Origin of the sequence: Streptomyces misionensis, assembly GCF_900104815.1 — a bacterium.
Lineage (GTDB): Bacteria > Actinomycetota > Actinomycetes > Streptomycetales > Streptomycetaceae > Streptomyces > Streptomyces misionensis.
The window spans coordinates 4,173,501-4,189,943 of the sequence record NZ_FNTD01000004.1 but is presented as its reverse complement, the minus strand read 5'-3'; the positions used below and the strand labels follow the sequence as shown (position 1 = coordinate 4,189,943).

Sequence of the window (16,443 nt, the reverse complement as noted above, 5' to 3'; positions counted from 1 at the left end):
CTTCACATTGCATTGCCGGGCACTGTACAAATAAATTGGCAATAGCCGATACTCGGTACGTCGACGCCGCTTGAGCTGTATCGACGTGCCGCACGAAGGGACCGATATTCGTGGCGCAAAAGGTCGTGGTCACTCTCTTTGACGACATCGACGGCTCGGAAGCGGCGGAAACGATCGCCTTCGGACTCGACGGCAAGTCGTATGAGATCGACCTGAACGAAACCAACGCCAAGAAACTGCGCAAGGCGCTCGCGCCCTACGTCGAGGCCGGGCGCAAGAGGTCGCGCTCCGGCAAGGCGTACAAGCAGACCGAGGTGGCGCCCGATCCGGCGGCCGTCCGCGCCTGGGCTCAGGCCAACAAGATGGACGTCCCCGCACGCGGGCGCATCCCCAAGAAGGTCTACGAGGCGTTCAGCGCCGCGCAGTGAGGCGACACAGGGCCCGCGAAGGGGCAGCTCTCAGGGTCCGTCAGCGGGCCCTGGGGGCCGTGCGGTTGGGCCGCTCCGAGACGCCGGCCGGGCCCGCCGGGGAGCCGGGAAGGGCCCGCGGGGGAACCGACTTGCGCAACCCCCCTGCTGATCAGCTAATGTCTGAGTCACGCCGAGGGGCGAGGCCGAAAGGCCGAAACCCCGAGGATCGTGCGGGTGTAGTTCAGTAGTAGAACATCCCCCTTCCAGGGGGAAGGCGCAGTGTGCGATTCCTGTCACCCGCTCTGGCACCGGTCGTCACGACCACTCCTGTGGATCAGGTAGGCTGGTGCTCGCACCGATCGGTGGGAGCCGGTCGGGAGCAGTGCGGACGTAGCTCAGTTGGTAGAGCGCAACCTTGCCAAGGTTGAGGTCGCGAGTTCGAGCCTCGTCGTCCGCTCCAAGGGAAAACCCCGGTCTTCGTGACCGGGGTTTTTTCGTTTCCCCGCCGTACGCGCAATCGGCTTCTCCCTCACGCGCGGAAGATCTCCCCGCTGTCGAGACCGGCGAATGCCGACGGGGTCCACGATCACCCGGCGCGAGAGGCGTGACGGTCGCCACATTTCCGGGCCGAGCTGCCCGGTCGTCGGACGCCGGTCGGCACCGGGCACGGCGGCCCGGGCATCCGAAACGGGCGCTCGCGGCGGGGTGTGCCGGTTGGCACCGAAGACCCTCGGTGGGCGGCGGCTCCCGGAGACCGTCCGTACCGTGCGCACCGGAAACCGTTGCGCGGAGCCCGAGTTGGCGGCCGGCGCGGTCTCCGCCGGGTTTCGCCGCCGGCCGTGCGGGAGGCAGGGGCACGGGAACCGGCCGCCGGCGGGCGCCGGTCACGGAGATCGCCGGGTGCGGTGCCGCACTCGCTCCCCCGACCGGCACCAAGATCGGTGCGGGTACCGGCACGCGACAGTGCGTCTCACACCCGAGCGAGGTTGGGTATAGTAGCTGTCGCGCCACGGCGCAGTGCGGACGTAGCTCAGTTGGTAGAGCGCAACCTTGCCAAGGTTGAGGTCGCGAGTTCGAGCCTCGTCGTCCGCTCCACGGAAAAGACCCCGGTCCACTGGACCGGGGTCTTCTTCGTTCCCTAGGACCAGCGGGTGCCGGTCAGGCGCTCGTAGGCCTCCACGTACTTGGCGCGCGTGGCGTCCACCACCTGCTGCGGCAGCGGCGGCGGGGGCTGCTCGCTCCTGCGGTCCCAGCCGGACTCGGCGGAGGTCAGCCAGTCACGCACGAACTGCTTGTCGTACGACGGCTGCGCCCGGCCCGGCTGCCACTCGTCGGCCGGCCAGAAGCGGGAGGAGTCCGGGGTGAGCACCTCGTCGGCGAGGACCAGCTCGTCGCCGTCGAAGCCGAACTCGAACTTGGTGTCGGCCAGGACGATCCCCCGGTCGCGGGCGATGTCCCGGGCCCGGGAGTACACGGCGAGGGTGGTCTGGCGCAGCTGGGCGGCGGTCTCGGCGCCGACCTGGCGGGCGACCTCCTCGTAGGAGACGTTCTCGTCGTGCTCGCCGACCTCGGCCTTGGTGGCCGGGGTGAAGATCGGGGCGGGCAGCTCGGAACCGTCGACGAGACCTTCGGGGAGGGCGAGGCCGCAGACGGTCCGGGACTCGTTGTACTCCACCAGGCCCGAGCCGGTGAGGTAGCCGCGGGCCACGCACTCGACCGGGACCATCTTCAGCGACTTGCACACGAGGGTGCGGCCCGCCCAGTCGGCCGGGGCGCCCGCGGGCAGCTCGGCGGAGATCACATGGTTGGGGGCCAGGTCGCGCAGCTGGTCGAACCACCACAGGGAGAGCTGGGTGAGGACGCGGCCCTTGTCGGGGATCTCGGTGGGGAGTACCCAGTCATAGGCGGAGATGCGGTCGCTGGCGACCATCACGAGGTCGCCCGCCTCGTTCCGGTACAGGTCCCGCACCTTTCCGGTGTGCAGGTGCACCAGGCCCGGAACCTCCGTCGGCTCGGGCTTTTCTACGAATCCGGACACGGTTCCTCCCCGTGGTTCTGTCCAAGTGCCTCGATTCTCCCTTATGGGAGGTGAACCGCGGTCGGGGGGTGGGTCCGGGGGCACCCCGGGACCGGGCGCGTCAGTCGCGTTTGCAGATGCGGTCCAGGAGATTGGCCGTGGCGCGCTGGATACGGGGGTCCACATGGCCGGGGCGGTCCAGGGCCGGGGACCAGGCGAAGGTGCCGGAGGCGAACACCCAGGCGCCCGAGGGGGCGCGGTACAGGGAGGTCTCCTGGTGGCGCGGCGTGCCGGTGGTGTCGGTGTACGGGGAGTGGGCGAGCAGGATGCGCTCGTCGTGCTCGGGCAGCGGGGTGCGCGGGAAGTACCGGTCGGCCTCGCCGGCGACCAGACCCGGGATCTCGTCGCCCTCGTGCGCGCCGGTCGCCTCCCACAGCCAGTGCCCGGCGTTGCGCACGATCAGCGGGCGCGGTTCGGGCACCCGGCCCGCGTATTGAATGCCGATCAGCTCCTGTTCCGGCCGGTCGACCTCCCGCCACAGCACCGGCCTGCCGGGGCCCTTGCGCTTGCGGCAGGTCAGCAGCCGGTCGGGTACTCCGGACGGCGACGGCCCCAACTCGACCTGCCAGTACATGGTGTTGGCGGAGAGGAAGACCAGTGAGGTGCCGTGGTCGCGGGCCCGCTCGGCCGCGCGGCGCATGGGGCCCGTCCAGTACTCGTCGTGGCCCGGGAAGATCAGGCCCCGGTAGCGGGTGGGGTCGACGCGGCCGGCGTGCAGATCGCGGGCGTCGGCGTAGGCGAGGTCGTAGCCGTAGCGCTCGGCCCAGCGGATGACGTCGTAGGCGTGCCCGACGTGCAGCGGCAGGCCCGCGCCCGCGTACGGCCGGTCGAAGGAGACCGTGGTCGCCGCGTCGGCCTCGCCGAGCAGCCGGCCCTGTTCGTCCCAGGCGTGGTAGAGGCTGGCGCCGGTGTGCCCGTCCTCCGGATAGAGGTTGTACGCCTGCCAGGTGACGTCGGGCAGCAGCAGGAGCAGATCGGCCGGGCGGTCGTCGCGGACGGTGAACGGCACGTGGGAGCGGTAGCCGTCGGCGGTCGTCAGCACGGCCACATAGGCGCCCACGCTCCAGTGCGAGGGGATCTGGAGGCGCCAGGACAGCCACCAGTGGTGGCAGGAGACCGTGCGGTCGGCGGCCAGCGGCTGGGGCTGCACGATGCCGGACAGCCGGGGGCTGGTGGTGATCTGGGCGGCGCCGTCGCCCGCGTAGTGGCCGATCCGGTAGATGTCGACGGAGAACTCCTGCGGCGGGTCGACCGTGATGTGGAAGTCGATCGCCTCGCCGGGCGCGACCGCGCCGGTGGCGGTGAAGCCCTTGATCTGCCGGTGCACGTCGTCGGCCGAGCGGGGGCCGCCCGGGGAGGTGCGCGGCGCGGGGACGCGTCCGGCCGCCGTGGTGTGCTGCTGGGGGACGGCCTCGACGTACCAGGGCACCACATGACCGGTGTCGTCGAAATACGTCTCGCTGCCGCGCAGCCAGGGCACCGGGCCCAGGCCGAAGGGGTCCGTCACGGCGTGCGCGAGCGCTCCGGACTCCCAGCGGCGGATGTGGTCCGAGGCCATGGTCGCTCCCCTCCCCCGAGCCCACCGTGTCCTGTTCGGGCGGGGCTCGCGGTGCTCGGCCGTGCTGTCGTATGTCGCATGCCTTTGCCAGGTGCGTGATGGTCCCCAGCACATCACATAAAGCACGGGGACGGTCACCATTCGTTGCGAATTAACCTAAGTGGCAAATCAACCCGAGTGGCACATCAGCCCAAGTGGCAACCGGAACCGGTCAGACGAGGCGTATCGGCTTCTCGGGGCGTATGCCCGCGGCGGCCAGCCAGTCGCGCAGCGGACCCGGGTCGCCCCGCTCGATCAGGCTCAGCACCCGGGGGGTGAGATCGGCCGCCCGCTCGCCGTGCAGCAGCAGGGAGGGGCCGTCCAGCCAGTCCAGGGCCGGGACCGCGCCGGCGGTGTCCACGGCCGCGCAGCACACCATCGCCGTGACGTGGTCGGCGAGCAGTTCGCGGGCGGTGCGCGGGGGTTGCAGGGGGACCAGCGGCAGCGCGCCGCCGTCCCAGAGGGTGCTCGGCGGTCCCTGTCCCGCGGCGGTGGCGCCCCGCGGCACGGCCGTCTCCTCGCGGGCCACCGCGGCGCTCAGGCCGGCGGCGAGGACGGCGCTGCGTTCGGTGCCGGGGTCCTCCTCCGGGTCCTCGTCCGGGCCGTCGGGCGCGTGGTCGTACGGGACGAGCGCGGAGCCGGGGGCGGCCGGGGCCGGTGCGGCGCCGGTGGACGCGCTGCCCGCGTCGTCGTCGGCGTGGGCCGGTGCGAGGGCGGCGGGGGGCTCGGTGAGGTGGTCCAGGACGCGGGAGAGGGTGGGGGCGGGCCGGGCGGGCCGGGCGCCGAGGGAGTCCAGGACGCGGTGCAGACGGGCCGCGTCGGTGCGCCAGGTCCGGTCCACGACCTCCTCCGGGTACGACTGCCAGTCCACCGGCGCCCAGTCGGGGCCGCACTCGGCGGGGCCGCCGTGGAAGAGGCGCGCGGCGAGCAGCGAGGCGGCCTCGTCCACCGTGCCGGGCTCCTCCAGGAGGTCGCAGGCGGGCCGCTCGCCGAGGCGGGAGGCGAAGCCCTCGGCGAGCCGGTCGCGCCGGGCCAGCTCGGTGAGGGCAGCCACCACGCCCGCGTCCAGCCGGGAGGGCCAGCGCCCCATCCGCCAGGCGGGCAGCGCCACCCGGGTCAGCAGCCGGTCCCAGCCGGCGTAGGCGAGGCCGACCTGCTCCTGGGCGACGATCCGCGCGCCGTAGTCCACCGCCTGCGCCCGCTCGGCCGCCGCCGCGGCGACCCCGCGCTCCAGTTGTGCCGCGTGCTCCCGGCAGGCGCCCAGCAGCAGCCGGGCCACCCGGCCGAGGACCGCGCACGCCGCTCGGGCCAGCGGCCCCCGGCCGGGGGTGGCGGCTATGGCCGCCGTGGCGTCCAGACCGTGCACGAAACGGCGGGCGGCGGCTATGTCGGGGTGCGCCGAGGGGCCCGTACCGGCGACGACCGGGGCGAGGACCGCGCGCAGCTCGCCGACCCGCATCCACCACAGGAACGGGGAGCCGATGACGAGGACCGGGGCGACCGGCACCCGGCGCGGGGAACGGCGCGACTCGCCCGGTATGTCCGCCTCACCGGGCCCGGGGCGCGGCGGCGGGCCGTGGGCCGCGTGGGCCCGGTCCTCCAGCCAGCTGTCGCAGTCCGGGGTGAGGGCTATGGCGGAGGGCGCCGGCACCTCCAGCCGCTCGGCGAGGTCGCGCACCATCCGGTACAGGTCGGGGGCGGACTCCTCGGGGACCGGCACCGTGGGGCTCGTGGCGGGACGGGCCCGGGAGACGACCAGGGCGATCCCGGCGGTGGCCAGCAGGACGAGGACCGCGAGCACGCCCACGGCCCAGCGGGCGGCGTCCCACCCCGGGCCGACCAGGTGGCCGGTGACCGCACCGGCCAGCAGGATCACCTCGGCGCCCGCGGGCAGCACGGCCACGCCCAGGGCCCGGCCCCGGACGCGCAGCACCGCGAGGGCCCGGGAGCGCGCGGCCTGCGCGCCCGCTTCCACACCGATTCCGCTCACGTGCCGACCTCACCCCCTCCCCTGCCGATGCCGTGCTGTCCTGGCGCTGTTCACTCCCCCACTGTGGCACTCGTCACTGACAACGCAATGCCGGTGGGCCAAGTGCCGGAACGCTTGCGCGGCACCCTAGTTGCGGCCCCGGCCCGCGTCAGCCGTATGGGCGATTGCTCACTCGATGGAATGGCTTTGGTCAGAGCTGGGTGACAGACAGCAAAGATCAGGCCCCGGATTTACTCCGGGGCCCGAGGGGTTCTTCCAGGGTCGTGCGGGGTTCGCCCGGCGGTACGGGACGGCCGGTCAGACCGCCTGGGCCGCCGCCTTGGCCGCGATGTCCGTGCGGTGCTGCGAGCCGTCGAGCCGGATCCGGCCCACCGCCCGGTACGCCCGCTCGCGCGCCTCGGTCAGGTCCTTGCCGGTCGCGGTGACGGACAGCACGCGCCCGCCCGCGCTGACCACCGCGTCGCCGTCCTGCCGGGTGCCCGCGTGCAGCACGTAGGCGTGCGGGGCGTCCTCGGCGGCCACCTCGTCCAGACCGGTGATCGGGTCGCCGGTGCGCGGGGTGCCGGGGTAGTTGTGCGAGGCGACGACGACGGTGACGGCCGCGTCCTCGCTCCAGCGCAGCGGCGGCAGGTCGGCGAGGTTGCCGGTGGCGGCGGCCATCAGCAGCCCGGCCAGCGGGGTCTTCAGGCGGGCCAGCACGACCTGGGTCTCCGGGTCGCCGAAGCGGGCGTTGAACTCGATGACCCGCACTCCCCGGCCGGTGATCGCCAGACCGGCGTAGAGCAGGCCGGAGAACGGCGTGCCGCGCCGCCGCAGCTCGTCCACCGTCGGCTGGAGCACCGTGCGCTGCACCTCGTCGACCAGCTTCGGGTCGGCCCAGGGCAGCGGCGAATAGGCGCCCATGCCGCCGGTGTTGGGGCCCTCGTCGCCGTCGAGGGCGCGCTTGAAGTCCTGCGCGGGCTGGAGCGGTACGACGGTCTCGCCGTCGGTGACCGCGAACAGGGACACCTCGGGGCCGTCGAGGAACTCCTCGATCACCACGCGCTCGCAGGCGGCCGCGTGCGCCTTGGCGGCGTCCGGGTCGTCGGTGACCACCACGCCCTTGCCGGCCGCGAGCCCGTCGTCCTTGACGACATAGGGAGCGCCGAAGGCGTCGAGGGCCCGGGCGACCTCCTCCGCGGTGGTGCAGACGTACGACCGGGCGGTCGGCACCCCGGCCGAGGCCATGACGTCCTTGGCGAAGGCCTTGGAGCCCTCCAGCCGGGCGGCCTCGCCGGACGGGCCGAACACCGGGATGCCCGCCGCGCGCACGGCGTCGGCGACCCCGGCGACCAGCGGGGCCTCCGGGCCGACGACGACCAGCTCGGCGCCGAGCCGCTGCGCCAGCGCGGTCACCGCGGCACCGTCGAGCGCGTCGACCTGGTGCAGCTCGGCGACCTCGGCGATGCCGGCGTTGCCGGGGGCGCAGTGCAGCGCGGTGACGTCGGGATCGAGGGACAGGGAGCGGCACAGGGCGTGTTCGCGGGCGCCGCTGCCGATGACGAGGACCTTCACGGGGTCAGCCTAATGGCAAGGTTGCCGAAGGCCGGGGGCCGGGGAAGCCGTAGGTTCCTCCAAGGGACGGCCTCGCGACCCGCCGCCCGTCACCGGGTGCCCGGCACCCGTCACTCGTTGGTGAACTCCTCCACCACCGTGGCCCCCAGCTCCCGCACGATCAGTTCGTGCCCGGAGAGGGCCGACTCGTCCAGGTCGGGGTCGTCGTCCTCGGGGATGTCGTCCTCGATGGAGACGGGCGGCGGCTCGGGGGCCGCGGCGGGCCGGGGCGCGGCCGGGCCGGATGCCGTGCGGGGAGCGGCGGGGGCCTGCGGTGCGGACGGGGCGGTTGTGGCGGGCCGGGCCGCGGCGGGTGCGCCGTATCCACCGCCGCCGGACGCGCCCGCGCCGGGGCCGCCGTGACCACCGCCGCCGGGGCCGCCGTGACCGCCGCCGCCGAAGCCGGAGCCGCCCGGGGCCGGGGGCGCGGAGCCGCCGCCGGACGGGTCGACGATCGCCTCGATCTTCCAGTGCACGTTGAACTGCTCGGCCAGCGCGGCCCGCAGCACGTCCTCGCTGCCGCTGCCGGCGAAGTTGTCCCGGGCGCCGGCGTTGACGAAGCCGAGCTGGAGGGTGGTGCCGTCGAAGCCGGTCACCTGGGCGTTCTGGCTGAGCAGGATCCAGGTGAAGCGCCGGCGGTTCTTGACGGCCTCCAGGATGTTCGGCCAGAGCACGCCGGGGTCGAGACCGCCGGCGGGGGCGGCCGCGGGGGGTTGCGGGGCCGCCGCCGGGGCGGGGGCCGACCGCGCACCGGCCGGGGGCCCGCTCTGGGCCGGGGCCTGGCCCTGGGGCCCGCCCGGCGCGGCGGCCGTGGGCCAGCCGCCGGGGCGCCGCCCGCCACCGGCGGGAGCGGCGGTGGGCCAGGCGCCGGGAGCGGCGACCGGGGCGGGGGCCGCTTGGCCGGCGGGGGCGGGCGCGGGCGCCGCCTGGGCCGCGGGCGCGACGGCAGGCGCGGCGGGGACGGGGGCGGGCGGGGCCGCGGGTGCCGGAGCGGGTGCCGGTGCCGGAGTGGGTGCCGGTGCCGGAGTGGGTGCCGGTGCCGGTGCCGGAGTGGGTGCCGGTGCCGGTGCCGCGGCGCCCGCACCGGGGCCGGCGCCCTGGGCCCGCACGGCCGCCCGCGCCGCCGCGGGTCCTCCGCCGAGCGGCACCGCCGCGGCCGGGGCGCCGCCGTGCGCCTCCGGCCCGGGGACGTACCCCATGGCCGGGGCACCGGCGCCGCCGGAGAAGTTGACGCCGCGCTCCAGGCGGTCGAGGCGGGCCATGACGGAGCGCTCGTCGCCGTAGGCGGCGGGGAGCAGCACACGGGCGCAGATGAGTTCGAGCTGGAGGCGGGGCGAGGTGGCGCCGCGCATCTCGGTCAGGCCCTCGTTGACCAGGTCGGCGGCGCGGCTCAGCTCGGCGGCGCCGAAGGTGGAGGCCTGGGCCTGCATGCGCTCCAGCACGTCGGCCGGGGCGTCGATGAGCCCCTTGTCGACGGCGTCGGGGACGGCGGCGAGGATCACCAGGTCCCGGAGCCGTTCGAGCAGGTCGGCGACGAAGCGCCGCGGGTCGTTGCCGCCCTCGATGACGCGGTCCACGACCTCGAAGGCCGCCGCCCCGTCCCCGGTGGCGAAGGCCTCCACGACGGAGTCGAGGAGGGAGCCGTCGGTGTAACCGAGGAGGGCGGTGGCCATGGCGTACGTCACACCGTCCGCGCCCGCGCCCGCGAGGAGCTGGTCCATGACCGACATGGAGTCACGGACGGATCCGGCGCCGGCGCGCACGACGAGCGGGAGCACGCCGTCCTCGACGGGGATGTCCTCCTTCTGGCACACCTCGCCGAGGTAGTCCCGCAGGGTGCCGGGCGGCACCAGCCGGAAGGGGTAGTGGTGGGTCCGGGACCGGATGGTGCCGATGACCTTCTCGGGCTCGGTGGTGGCGAAGATGAACTTGAGGTGCTCCGGCGGCTCCTCGACCACCTTCAGCAGCGCGTTGAAGCCGGCCGACGTGACCATGTGGGCCTCGTCGATGATGTAGATCTTGTACCGGCTGCCGGCCGGTCCGAAGAAGGCCTTCTCGCGCAGCTCACGGGCGTCGTCCACGCCACCGTGGGAGGCGGCGTCGATCTCGATGACGTCGATGGAGCCCGGGCCGTTGCGCGCCAGGTCCCGGCACGACTGGCACTCGCCGCACGGGGTCGGGGTGGGGCCCTGCTCACAGTTCAGGCAGCGGGCGAGGATGCGCGCGCTGGTGGTCTTCCCGCATCCACGCGGCCCGCTGAACAGGTACGCGTGATTGACCCGGTTGTTCCGCAGCGCCTGCTGCAGCGGGTCGGTGACATGCTCCTGCCCGATGACCTCGGCAAAGGTCTCCGGACGGTAGCGGCGGTACAGCGCGAGAGACGACACGCTTACGAGGTTATAGGCGCCCACCGACAACCGGCCCCGCCCGCCGACGCCGGGCGCCCGCCCGGGCCCGGGAACGCAGACGCCCCCCACGCACCCGCCAGAGCCGACCTACCCTTGCTGCCTTCCGGCCCTGGGGGAGTTCAGTCAGATAGCGCCGCGTGAGGGGCTACGCAGAGAGTACCCGATCCGAGCCTGCGGGAACGAGTTCGCGAGCACTCCCCTCGGTCATGTAATGTTTCCGGCGGAGGATTCGCCTAGAGGCCTAGGGCGCACGCTTGGAAAGCGTGTTGGGGGCAACCCCTCACGAGTTCGAATCTCGTATCCTCCGCCAGTGCCTCACCGGGCACGATGTCGAAGGGCCCCACTGTTCGCAGTGGGGCCCTTCGACGTTGTCCGTCTCAGTCGGCTATTTCCCGGAGCCCGGTGACGCCCAGAGCGCGTCACCGACCTGCTGAACGACCTTTCCCAGCATGACTCCCGTCACATGCACGTACCGGGCGCGCATGCGGGCGAGGCGAAGACGTACCCCAGCGGCACGCTGTCGAGCACCCACAGCATCCCGAGTACCAGATGGTATCGGCGACGATAGTATCGCTGGAGATACCATCTCCAGCGGGAGGCTCGCTTGCGTCGCTTCATCGGGCGGGAACGCGAACTGAAGGTGCTCGGCAACGCCTTGCAGGCCGTTCACGATGCCGTCGGGTCGGCGAAGGCCGGTCAGTGCATCCTCATGCGGGGGAGGCGTCGGGTGGGCAAGTCCAGCCTCGTCGAGGAGTTCCTCCGGCGTTCCGAGACGCCCTACCTCTTCTTCACCGCCGCGGGCGGCACAGCGGAGGACGAACTGGCAGAACTGCTCGACGCCGTCGCGAGATCCACCCTGCCGGAGCGGGAACTGTTCTCCGAGGAGACGCCGGCGCAGTGGAACGCGGCCTTCAGGCTGCTCGCGGAGATCCTTCCCGACGACCGCCCGAGCGTGGTGGTCCTCGACGAGGTTCCGTATCTCATGGACCGCATCGACGCTTTCGAGGGCATGCTGCAGCGGGCGTGGGACCGGCTGCTCAGCCGCAAGCCGGTACTTCTCCTCCTGGTCGGGTCCGATCTGTCGATGATGGAGGCGCTGAACAGCTACGACCGTCCCTTCCACCAGCGGGGGCGGGAGATGATCGTCGGGCCGCTGAACCCCGCCGACATCGGCGAGATGCTCGGTCTGTCTCCGGCGGCCGCGTTCGACGCCGCGCTGGTCACGGGCGGTCTCCCCCTGATCTGCGCGGAGTGGCGGCCCGGGGCCGACATCTGGGAGTTCCTCCGCGACTCGCTGGAGAACCCCATCTCGGCCCTGCTGGTCTCCGCCGAACGCTCACTGGCCGCGGAGTTTCCACCACAGGCGATGAGCAGGGAGGTCCTGCGAGCCATCGGATCCGGAGAGCGGACCTTCACCAACATCGCGCGCGCGGCCGGCGGCATCGCCCACACCACTCTCACCCGGGCCACCGACGTCCTGACCGAGAAACGGGTCGTAGCCGCCGAACTGCCCCTCTCACCGCGGCCGTCGAAAGAACGCCGCTACCGGGTGGCAGACCCCTACCTGCGGTTCTGGCTCGCGTTTCTGGATCCGCACATGGCGGAGATCGAGCGGATGCGGGGAGATCTCACGCTGAGCCGCATCCAGGAACAGTGGACGAGCTGGCGCGGCCGCGCGATCGAGCCCCTGGTGCGGGAATCCCTCGCCCGTCTCCTGCCGGACGGGCGCCTGCCCGCCGCCCCGGCGATCGGCGGGTACTGGACCCGCAGCAACGACGTCGAAATCGACTTGGTCGGCGCCGACCGGCAACCGGTGGCCAAGGAGTTGCTCTTCCTCGGCTCGGTCAAGTGGCTGGAGAACTCTCCGTTCGACGGCCACGACCTGGCCGCATTGCACAAGCACCGGGCGGCGGTCACCGACGAACCGGTGCCGCTCGTGGCGGTCTCCCGCAACGGGGTCGACTGTTCCGGGCTGCAGGCGGCGTACGGCCCCGAGGAACTGCTCGGCGCTTGGCGCAGAACATGAGCGGCAGCCAATGATGACGAACCCGTCCCTGCCCCTCCACCAGCACCGATTGCCCCGACGGCACGGCGCCGGCACTCTCCCGATTGCCCCGAGGGCCGCGGAACGCGGCTCCGTGGGCGCATACTGAGTCATGACAAAGTCCGCTGCGCCCAAGCGTCATCTGCCCACCAGCCCCTTCAAGGCCCCGGTCGTCCCGGCTCCCAAGCACTTCGCGCTGGGGGATCAGGTCACGCACGACGTGTACGGTCTCGGCCGGGTGATCGGCATCGAGGACGGAGTCGCGGCGCTCGTGGACTTCGGCTCGGCGCAGAAGCGGATCTCCAGCCCCTACACCAAGATGACCAAGCTGTAGGCCCCCCGGGGCCCCGCTCGCCCGCGTGCTCACCACGTGGGCCGCGCCGACACCCCTCCGTCCACCACCAGGTCGTGCCCGGTGATCCAGGAGGCCAGGGGCGAGGCCAGGAAGACGCACGCGTCGGCCACGTCCTCGGGGCGGCCCAGGCGGGCCGCCGGGGCCGCGGCGAGCCAGCGGCGGACGCCGTCCGGCCAGTCCTCCGCCAGGCCCGGACGGTCGATCAGTCCGGGCGAGACCGTGTTCACGCGGATGCCCTCGGGGCCGTACTCCAGGGCGGCCGCGCGGGCGTGCGTCACCACCGCCGCCTTGGCCGCGCCGTAGTGGGCGTGGCCGGGGGCCGGACGGGCCGCCTCGACGGAGGCGATGTGGGTGATGGTGCCGCCGCCGCGCATCCGGGCGGCGGCGGCCTGGGTGCAGGCGAAGACGCTGGTGAGGTTGGTGTCGACCACCGTCCGCCACTCGGCCGCCGTCATCCCCGGCAGCGGCCGCACCGGCTGCACGGCCGCGTTGTTGACCAGCGCGGTGAGCCGGCCGCCGGACCACCGCGCGGCCTCGCCGACCAGCCGGTGGCAGGCGTCCTCGTCCGTCAGGTCCGCTTGGAGCACGACCGCCTCGCCGCCCAGCTCCCGGATCCGGGCGGCGGCTTCGGCGGCCGGGCCCACCGCCGTACGGCAGTGCAGGGCGACCGCCGCGCCCTCCTCGGCGAAGCGCAGTGCGATGGCGCGGCCGATGCCGCCGCCCGCGCCGGTCACCAGGGCGGTCTGTCCGTCGAGCAGGCTCATGGGCGGCACAGTTCCCTGATCCGGGCGGCCTCGGACGGATAACGCGCCGTGAGGTCCGCCGCGTCGCCGTGTTCGTAGTCCGCGTAGGTGAAGCCGGGGGCCGTCGTACAGCCGAAGAACGTCCACGCGCCGCCCGCCGCCACCCGCGCGCCCATCCAGGTGCGGGCCGGCACGGTCAGCTGGAGCCGCTGGCCCGAGCCCAGGCCGGGGCCGAGGACGGCGGTGCCGCTGGTGCCGTCGGGGGCGAGGAGCAGCAGTTCGAGCGGGTCGCCGAGGTAGAAGTGCCAGATCTCGGCGTACGGCAGCCGGTGCAGGGCCGAGTAGTCGTCCGCCGTGAGCAGTGCCACGATGGCGGCCCCCTCCGGACGGCCGTCCGCCCGCGGCGGGCCCGCCCAGGTGCGGCGGAACAGCCCGCCCTCGCGGGGGATCGGTTCGAGTCCGTAGTGCGCGATCAGCTCGTCCGCGGTCGTCACCCGGGGAAGGCTACCGGCCGCTCCAGGAAGGCGAGTCGCGCGTGCTTCTCGGGGAGGTACACGTCCGGGAGGTCCACCTCCGGCAGGACGACGGCCGGTCCGGGCACGAAGCCCTGGCGCAGGAAGCGGGCGATCGCCTTGGCGTTGCGCACGTCGGGGTCGATCACGAGCCTGCGCCGGCCGAGGGCGGTGAGCGCGTACGTCGTCAGCACGGTCAGCAGCGCGTGGCTCCAGCCGGGGCGCGGCCCGCCGGGGCCCGCGGGGGCGAGGAGGACGTGGACGCCGAGGTCGCCGGGGCGTACGTCGTAGCACTCGCCGACCCGGTCGGCGGCCGGTTCGTACGTCTGGAACAGGGCGGCCGGGGCGCCGTCCTTGGTGACCAGGTGGGCGTGGTGGGTGTCGAGGCCGGCCATGTGGGCGTAGATCTCGGCGACCTGGTCGCGGGTGAGGCCGTTCATGCCCCAGAAGGCGGCGCGTTCCTCGCTCACCCAGGCGTGGACCACGGCCGCGTCGGCGGCCGGGTCCAGGGGGCGGACGCGGACGGTGCCGAAACCGTCGACGTGCTGCTCGTACGGCTCGTGCGGGTCAGTGGTCACGGTGGTGCTCCTCGGTGCGGTCGCGGGTGAGCAGGGCCCAGTCGGTGACGACCGGGGCCAGTTCTCCCCCGAGCCACAGGGGGAGTTGGTCGCGGTGGTGGGGGCTGCCGGCGACGCCGTCGGCGCCGAAGGGGACGATCCAGCGGCTGCGGTCCCGGTCGGCCAGGTCCCAGACGTAGCGGGCGGCCGGGCCCCGGGCGGCGCGGTCGGTGAGACCGGGGACGGCCGAGGTGCACAGCACGCAGTCGTGGTCGCCGGCCAGGCCGGGGGTGGCCGGGGCGTCCGGCAGCGCCTGCCAGGGGGCCAGGCGGTGGGTGTCGGACCAGTCTCCGGCGGGCGGCGCGGCGGCCGTCTCCTCCAGGGCCGCGCGCACCAGGGCCGGGCGGTCGACTCCGTACGACTCCTCGGCGCGCAGCAGGTGTTCGAGGGCGTAGCCGATGCGCGGGACGAGCGCCAGCCACGGTCGCAGCACCTCGGGGCAGCGGGCCGGGGGCTCGGCGAGCGGGGCGAACGCCGGGTGCGCGGCGAGGCGGCGCACGACCGCGCCGCGCAGTGCCGCGTAGGCCGCCGCGTCGGTGCTGCCGGCGTCCATGTGGCGGTCCCAGGCGAGCAGGCGGTCGCGCAGCCGGGACGCGGCGGGGGTGAGGCCGTCGAGCGCGGCGAGGTGGTCGAGCAGGGGCGCGGCGGAGGCGAGGTGGGTGTCCATGTGGAGGGCGGGCATGTCCTCGGCGCTCCAGGCGGTGCGCGTGCCGAGGAGGGCGCGGATGCGGTCGGCGCGGTGCGGCGGGGCGAACTCGACGCCGAGGGGAGCGGCCGGGCCGCGCTGGTTGGCCATCACCGCGATGCCGTCCGGGACGAGGGCGTACGGCATCTCGTGCCAGCCCCGCCAGTCGTGGCCGGGGCGCCAGGCGGGGACCGGGTGGAGGCGGTTGGCCCGCGCGCGCAGCGGCACGCGCCCGGCGACGCGGTGCAGGGTGCCGCCCTCGGTGTCGGCGGCCTGTACGACGTTCACCGGCTCGACCCAGGCGTCCAGGGCACGGTCGACGTCGGCGACGGTGGTGGCGCGCAGCAGCGGGAGGAGGGCGCCGAAGCCGAGGTCCTCGGTGACCCGGGGCGGGTGGCGGAGCGCGAGCGCCGCGCCCTCGCCGTCGGCGGTCCCTGACTCGGCGGCTCCTCCCGTCTCGGCGGCTTCCGGCCGGTGCGTCGGCCCCGCCGGGCCGCCCGCGATCACCGGCCCCCGTGGCGTCTCGATCACCTCGATCTCGATCGGGGGCGCGCCCGCGACGTCGACCGTCTCCCGGTGGGAGTGCGCGGTGCGCCAGGTGCCGTCCGGGTCGAGGCACCGGACCTCCGGGCCGGCGCGGCGCAGCCGTTCGCGGTAGAGGTCCTGGTAGTCGGCCATGGCGTTGGTGATGCCCCAGGCGACCGTGCCGGCGTGGCCGAAGTGCGCGATGCCGGGGGTGCCGGGGACGGCGAATCCGACGACGTCGAACTCGGGGCAGGACAGCCGGATCTGCTGGTAGACGCCGGGGTCCTCGATGAACCGGTGGGGGTCGCCGGCGAGGAGCGCGTGTCCGGTGGTGGTGCGGGCGCCGCCGACCAGCCAGCCGTTGCTGCCGGCCGTGCCGGGGCCGTCGGTGGCGAACAGGCCGACCGCGTCCGGGCCCAGGTGCCGGATCGCCCGCTCGCGCCAGAGCTTGGCGGGGAAGCCCGCGAAGAGGAGGTGGGTGGCGAGCCAGACGGCGAGCGGGGTCCAGGGCTCCCAGCGGCCCGCGGCGAGATCGGCGCGGGCGAACTCGGGGGCGCGTCGGGCGCCGGCCGGCAGTCCCTCGTTGACGCCGTCGGCGTACGCCCGGACCCACCGCGCCGTCTCCGCGTCCCGGCGTTCCAGCGCGGTGAAGCAGCGGCGGGCGGTGTCGGCGAGGCGGGCCCGGCGGACGAGGACGTCCCAGGAGGCGGCCGGGGCGCCGAGGAAGGACGCGGAGGTGCCCTGGGCGCGGTGCCGCTCGACCTCCAGTTGCCAGGCCCGGTCGAGCGCGGTGACGCGGCCCTGCGCGCGGGCCAGTTCGTGGACGTCGGCCGCCCGCAGATGGGGGACGCCCCAGGCGTCGCGGTAGGTCTCGGCGGCCACCCGGC

The 16,443-nt window shown here is 74.1% G+C and carries 12 protein-coding genes, 4 tRNA genes and 1 other RNA gene; 7 read left to right on the top strand and 10 right to left on the bottom strand.

Translation table 11 applies throughout. The features are described from left to right. The first annotated feature begins 110 nt into the window (after positions 1-110). From BLW85_RS20645 to BLW85_RS20630, 4 genes are all read left to right on the top strand, one after another. Positions 111-428, top strand: a complete 318-nt coding sequence (locus BLW85_RS20645; RefSeq protein ID WP_031164632.1) for a histone-like nucleoid-structuring protein Lsr2 — start codon at positions 111-113, stop codon at positions 426-428. Positions 429-640: 212 nt separating this feature from the next. Further along, positions 641-712: transfer RNA gene (locus tag BLW85_RS20640), tRNA-Gly, on the top strand. Positions 713-794: 82 nt separating this feature from the next. Beyond that, positions 795-870 (top strand) — tRNA-Gly (locus tag BLW85_RS20635). Positions 871-1,429: 559 nt separating this feature from the next. After that, positions 1,430-1,505, top strand: a tRNA-Gly gene (locus BLW85_RS20630). 43 nt (positions 1,506-1,548) lie between these two features. On the opposite strand, the gene BLW85_RS20625 is transcribed toward BLW85_RS20630, so the two are convergent. The 6 genes from BLW85_RS20625 to ffs form a co-directional block, all read right to left on the bottom strand. Continuing rightward, positions 1,549-2,448 carry a phosphoribosylaminoimidazolesuccinocarboxamide synthase gene (locus BLW85_RS20625; protein WP_070028671.1) on the bottom strand — a complete coding sequence of 300 codons (900 nt, stop codon included), beginning with the start codon at positions 2,446-2,448 and terminating at the stop codon, positions 1,549-1,551. Positions 2,449-2,548: 100 nt separating this feature from the next. Then, positions 2,549-4,045 carry a N,N-dimethylformamidase beta subunit family domain-containing protein gene (locus BLW85_RS20620; RefSeq protein ID WP_074992812.1) on the bottom strand — a complete coding sequence of 499 codons (1,497 nt, stop codon included), beginning with the start codon at positions 4,043-4,045 and terminating at the stop codon, positions 2,549-2,551. Positions 4,046-4,256: 211 nt separating this feature from the next. Continuing rightward, the gene (locus BLW85_RS20615; RefSeq protein WP_074992811.1) at positions 4,257-6,074 is read right to left on the bottom strand and encodes a M48 family metalloprotease; all 1,818 of its coding nucleotides are present in this window, start codon (positions 6,072-6,074) and stop codon (positions 4,257-4,259) included. A 297-nt stretch (positions 6,075-6,371) separates the two neighbouring features. Beyond that, positions 6,372-7,628, bottom strand: a complete 1,257-nt coding sequence (gene purD / locus BLW85_RS20610; RefSeq protein ID WP_074992810.1) for a phosphoribosylamine--glycine ligase — start codon at positions 7,626-7,628, stop codon at positions 6,372-6,374. A gap of 110 nt (positions 7,629-7,738) precedes the next feature. Further along, positions 7,739-10,054, bottom strand: a complete 2,316-nt coding sequence (locus BLW85_RS20605; protein WP_074992809.1) for a DNA polymerase III subunit gamma and tau — start codon at positions 10,052-10,054, stop codon at positions 7,739-7,741. A 75-nt stretch (positions 10,055-10,129) separates the two neighbouring features. Next, an RNA gene (gene ffs, locus BLW85_RS20600) (signal recognition particle sRNA small type) lies at positions 10,130-10,224 on the bottom strand. A gap of 73 nt (positions 10,225-10,297) precedes the next feature. Between ffs and BLW85_RS20595 the strand changes: the two genes are divergently transcribed. The 3 genes from BLW85_RS20595 to BLW85_RS20585 all read left to right on the top strand — a co-directional run bounded on the left by BLW85_RS20595 (position 10,298) and on the right by BLW85_RS20585 (position 12,453). Continuing rightward, positions 10,298-10,385 (top strand) — tRNA-Ser (locus BLW85_RS20595). Between the two features lie 294 nt (positions 10,386-10,679). Beyond that, entirely contained in the window at positions 10,680-12,101 is a 1,422-nt protein-coding gene (locus BLW85_RS20590; RefSeq protein WP_074992808.1) for an ATP-binding protein, read from the top strand. A gap of 130 nt (positions 12,102-12,231) precedes the next feature. Beyond that, positions 12,232-12,453 (top strand): hypothetical protein, encoded by a 222-nt coding sequence (locus BLW85_RS20585; RefSeq protein ID WP_070028749.1) that lies wholly within the window; start codon positions 12,232-12,234, stop codon positions 12,451-12,453. A gap of 29 nt (positions 12,454-12,482) precedes the next feature. On the opposite strand, the gene BLW85_RS20580 is transcribed toward BLW85_RS20585, so the two are convergent. From BLW85_RS20580 to BLW85_RS20565, 4 genes are read right to left on the bottom strand one after another with little or no spacing between them, the layout of a single operon-like run. Continuing rightward, on the bottom strand, positions 12,483-13,238 hold the full coding sequence (locus tag BLW85_RS20580) for an SDR family NAD(P)-dependent oxidoreductase (protein ID WP_074992807.1): 756 nt from the start codon (positions 13,236-13,238) through the stop codon (positions 12,483-12,485). Next, on the bottom strand, positions 13,235-13,711 hold the full coding sequence (locus tag BLW85_RS20575; protein WP_074992806.1) for a cupin domain-containing protein: 477 nt from the start codon (positions 13,709-13,711) through the stop codon (positions 13,235-13,237). Before BLW85_RS20575 ends, BLW85_RS20580 begins: the two co-directional genes overlap by 4 nt. Further along, on the bottom strand, positions 13,708-14,307 hold the full coding sequence (locus tag BLW85_RS20570; RefSeq protein WP_070028752.1) for a GNAT family N-acetyltransferase: 600 nt from the start codon (positions 14,305-14,307) through the stop codon (positions 13,708-13,710). The genes BLW85_RS20575 and BLW85_RS20570 overlap by 4 nt, the downstream gene beginning before the upstream one ends. After that, on the bottom strand, positions 14,297-16,438 hold the full coding sequence (locus BLW85_RS20565; RefSeq protein WP_074992805.1) for a penicillin acylase family protein: 2,142 nt from the start codon (positions 16,436-16,438) through the stop codon (positions 14,297-14,299). Before BLW85_RS20565 ends, BLW85_RS20570 begins: the two co-directional genes overlap by 11 nt. Between the last annotated feature and the right edge of the window lie 5 nt (positions 16,439-16,443).

What these genes read in the sequence shown, in the direction of transcription:
- BLW85_RS20585 (WP_070028749.1), top strand. Translation starts at nt 12,232, where the DNA reads ATGACAAAGTCCGCTGCGCCCAAGCGTCATCTGCCCACCAGCCCCTTC.
- BLW85_RS20580 (WP_074992807.1), bottom strand. Translation starts at nt 13,238, where the DNA reads ATGAGCCTGCTCGACGGACAGACCGCCCTGGTGACCGGCGCGGGCGGC.
- BLW85_RS20620 (WP_074992812.1), bottom strand. Translation starts at nt 4,045, where the DNA reads ATGGCCTCGGACCACATCCGCCGCTGGGAGTCCGGAGCGCTCGCGCAC.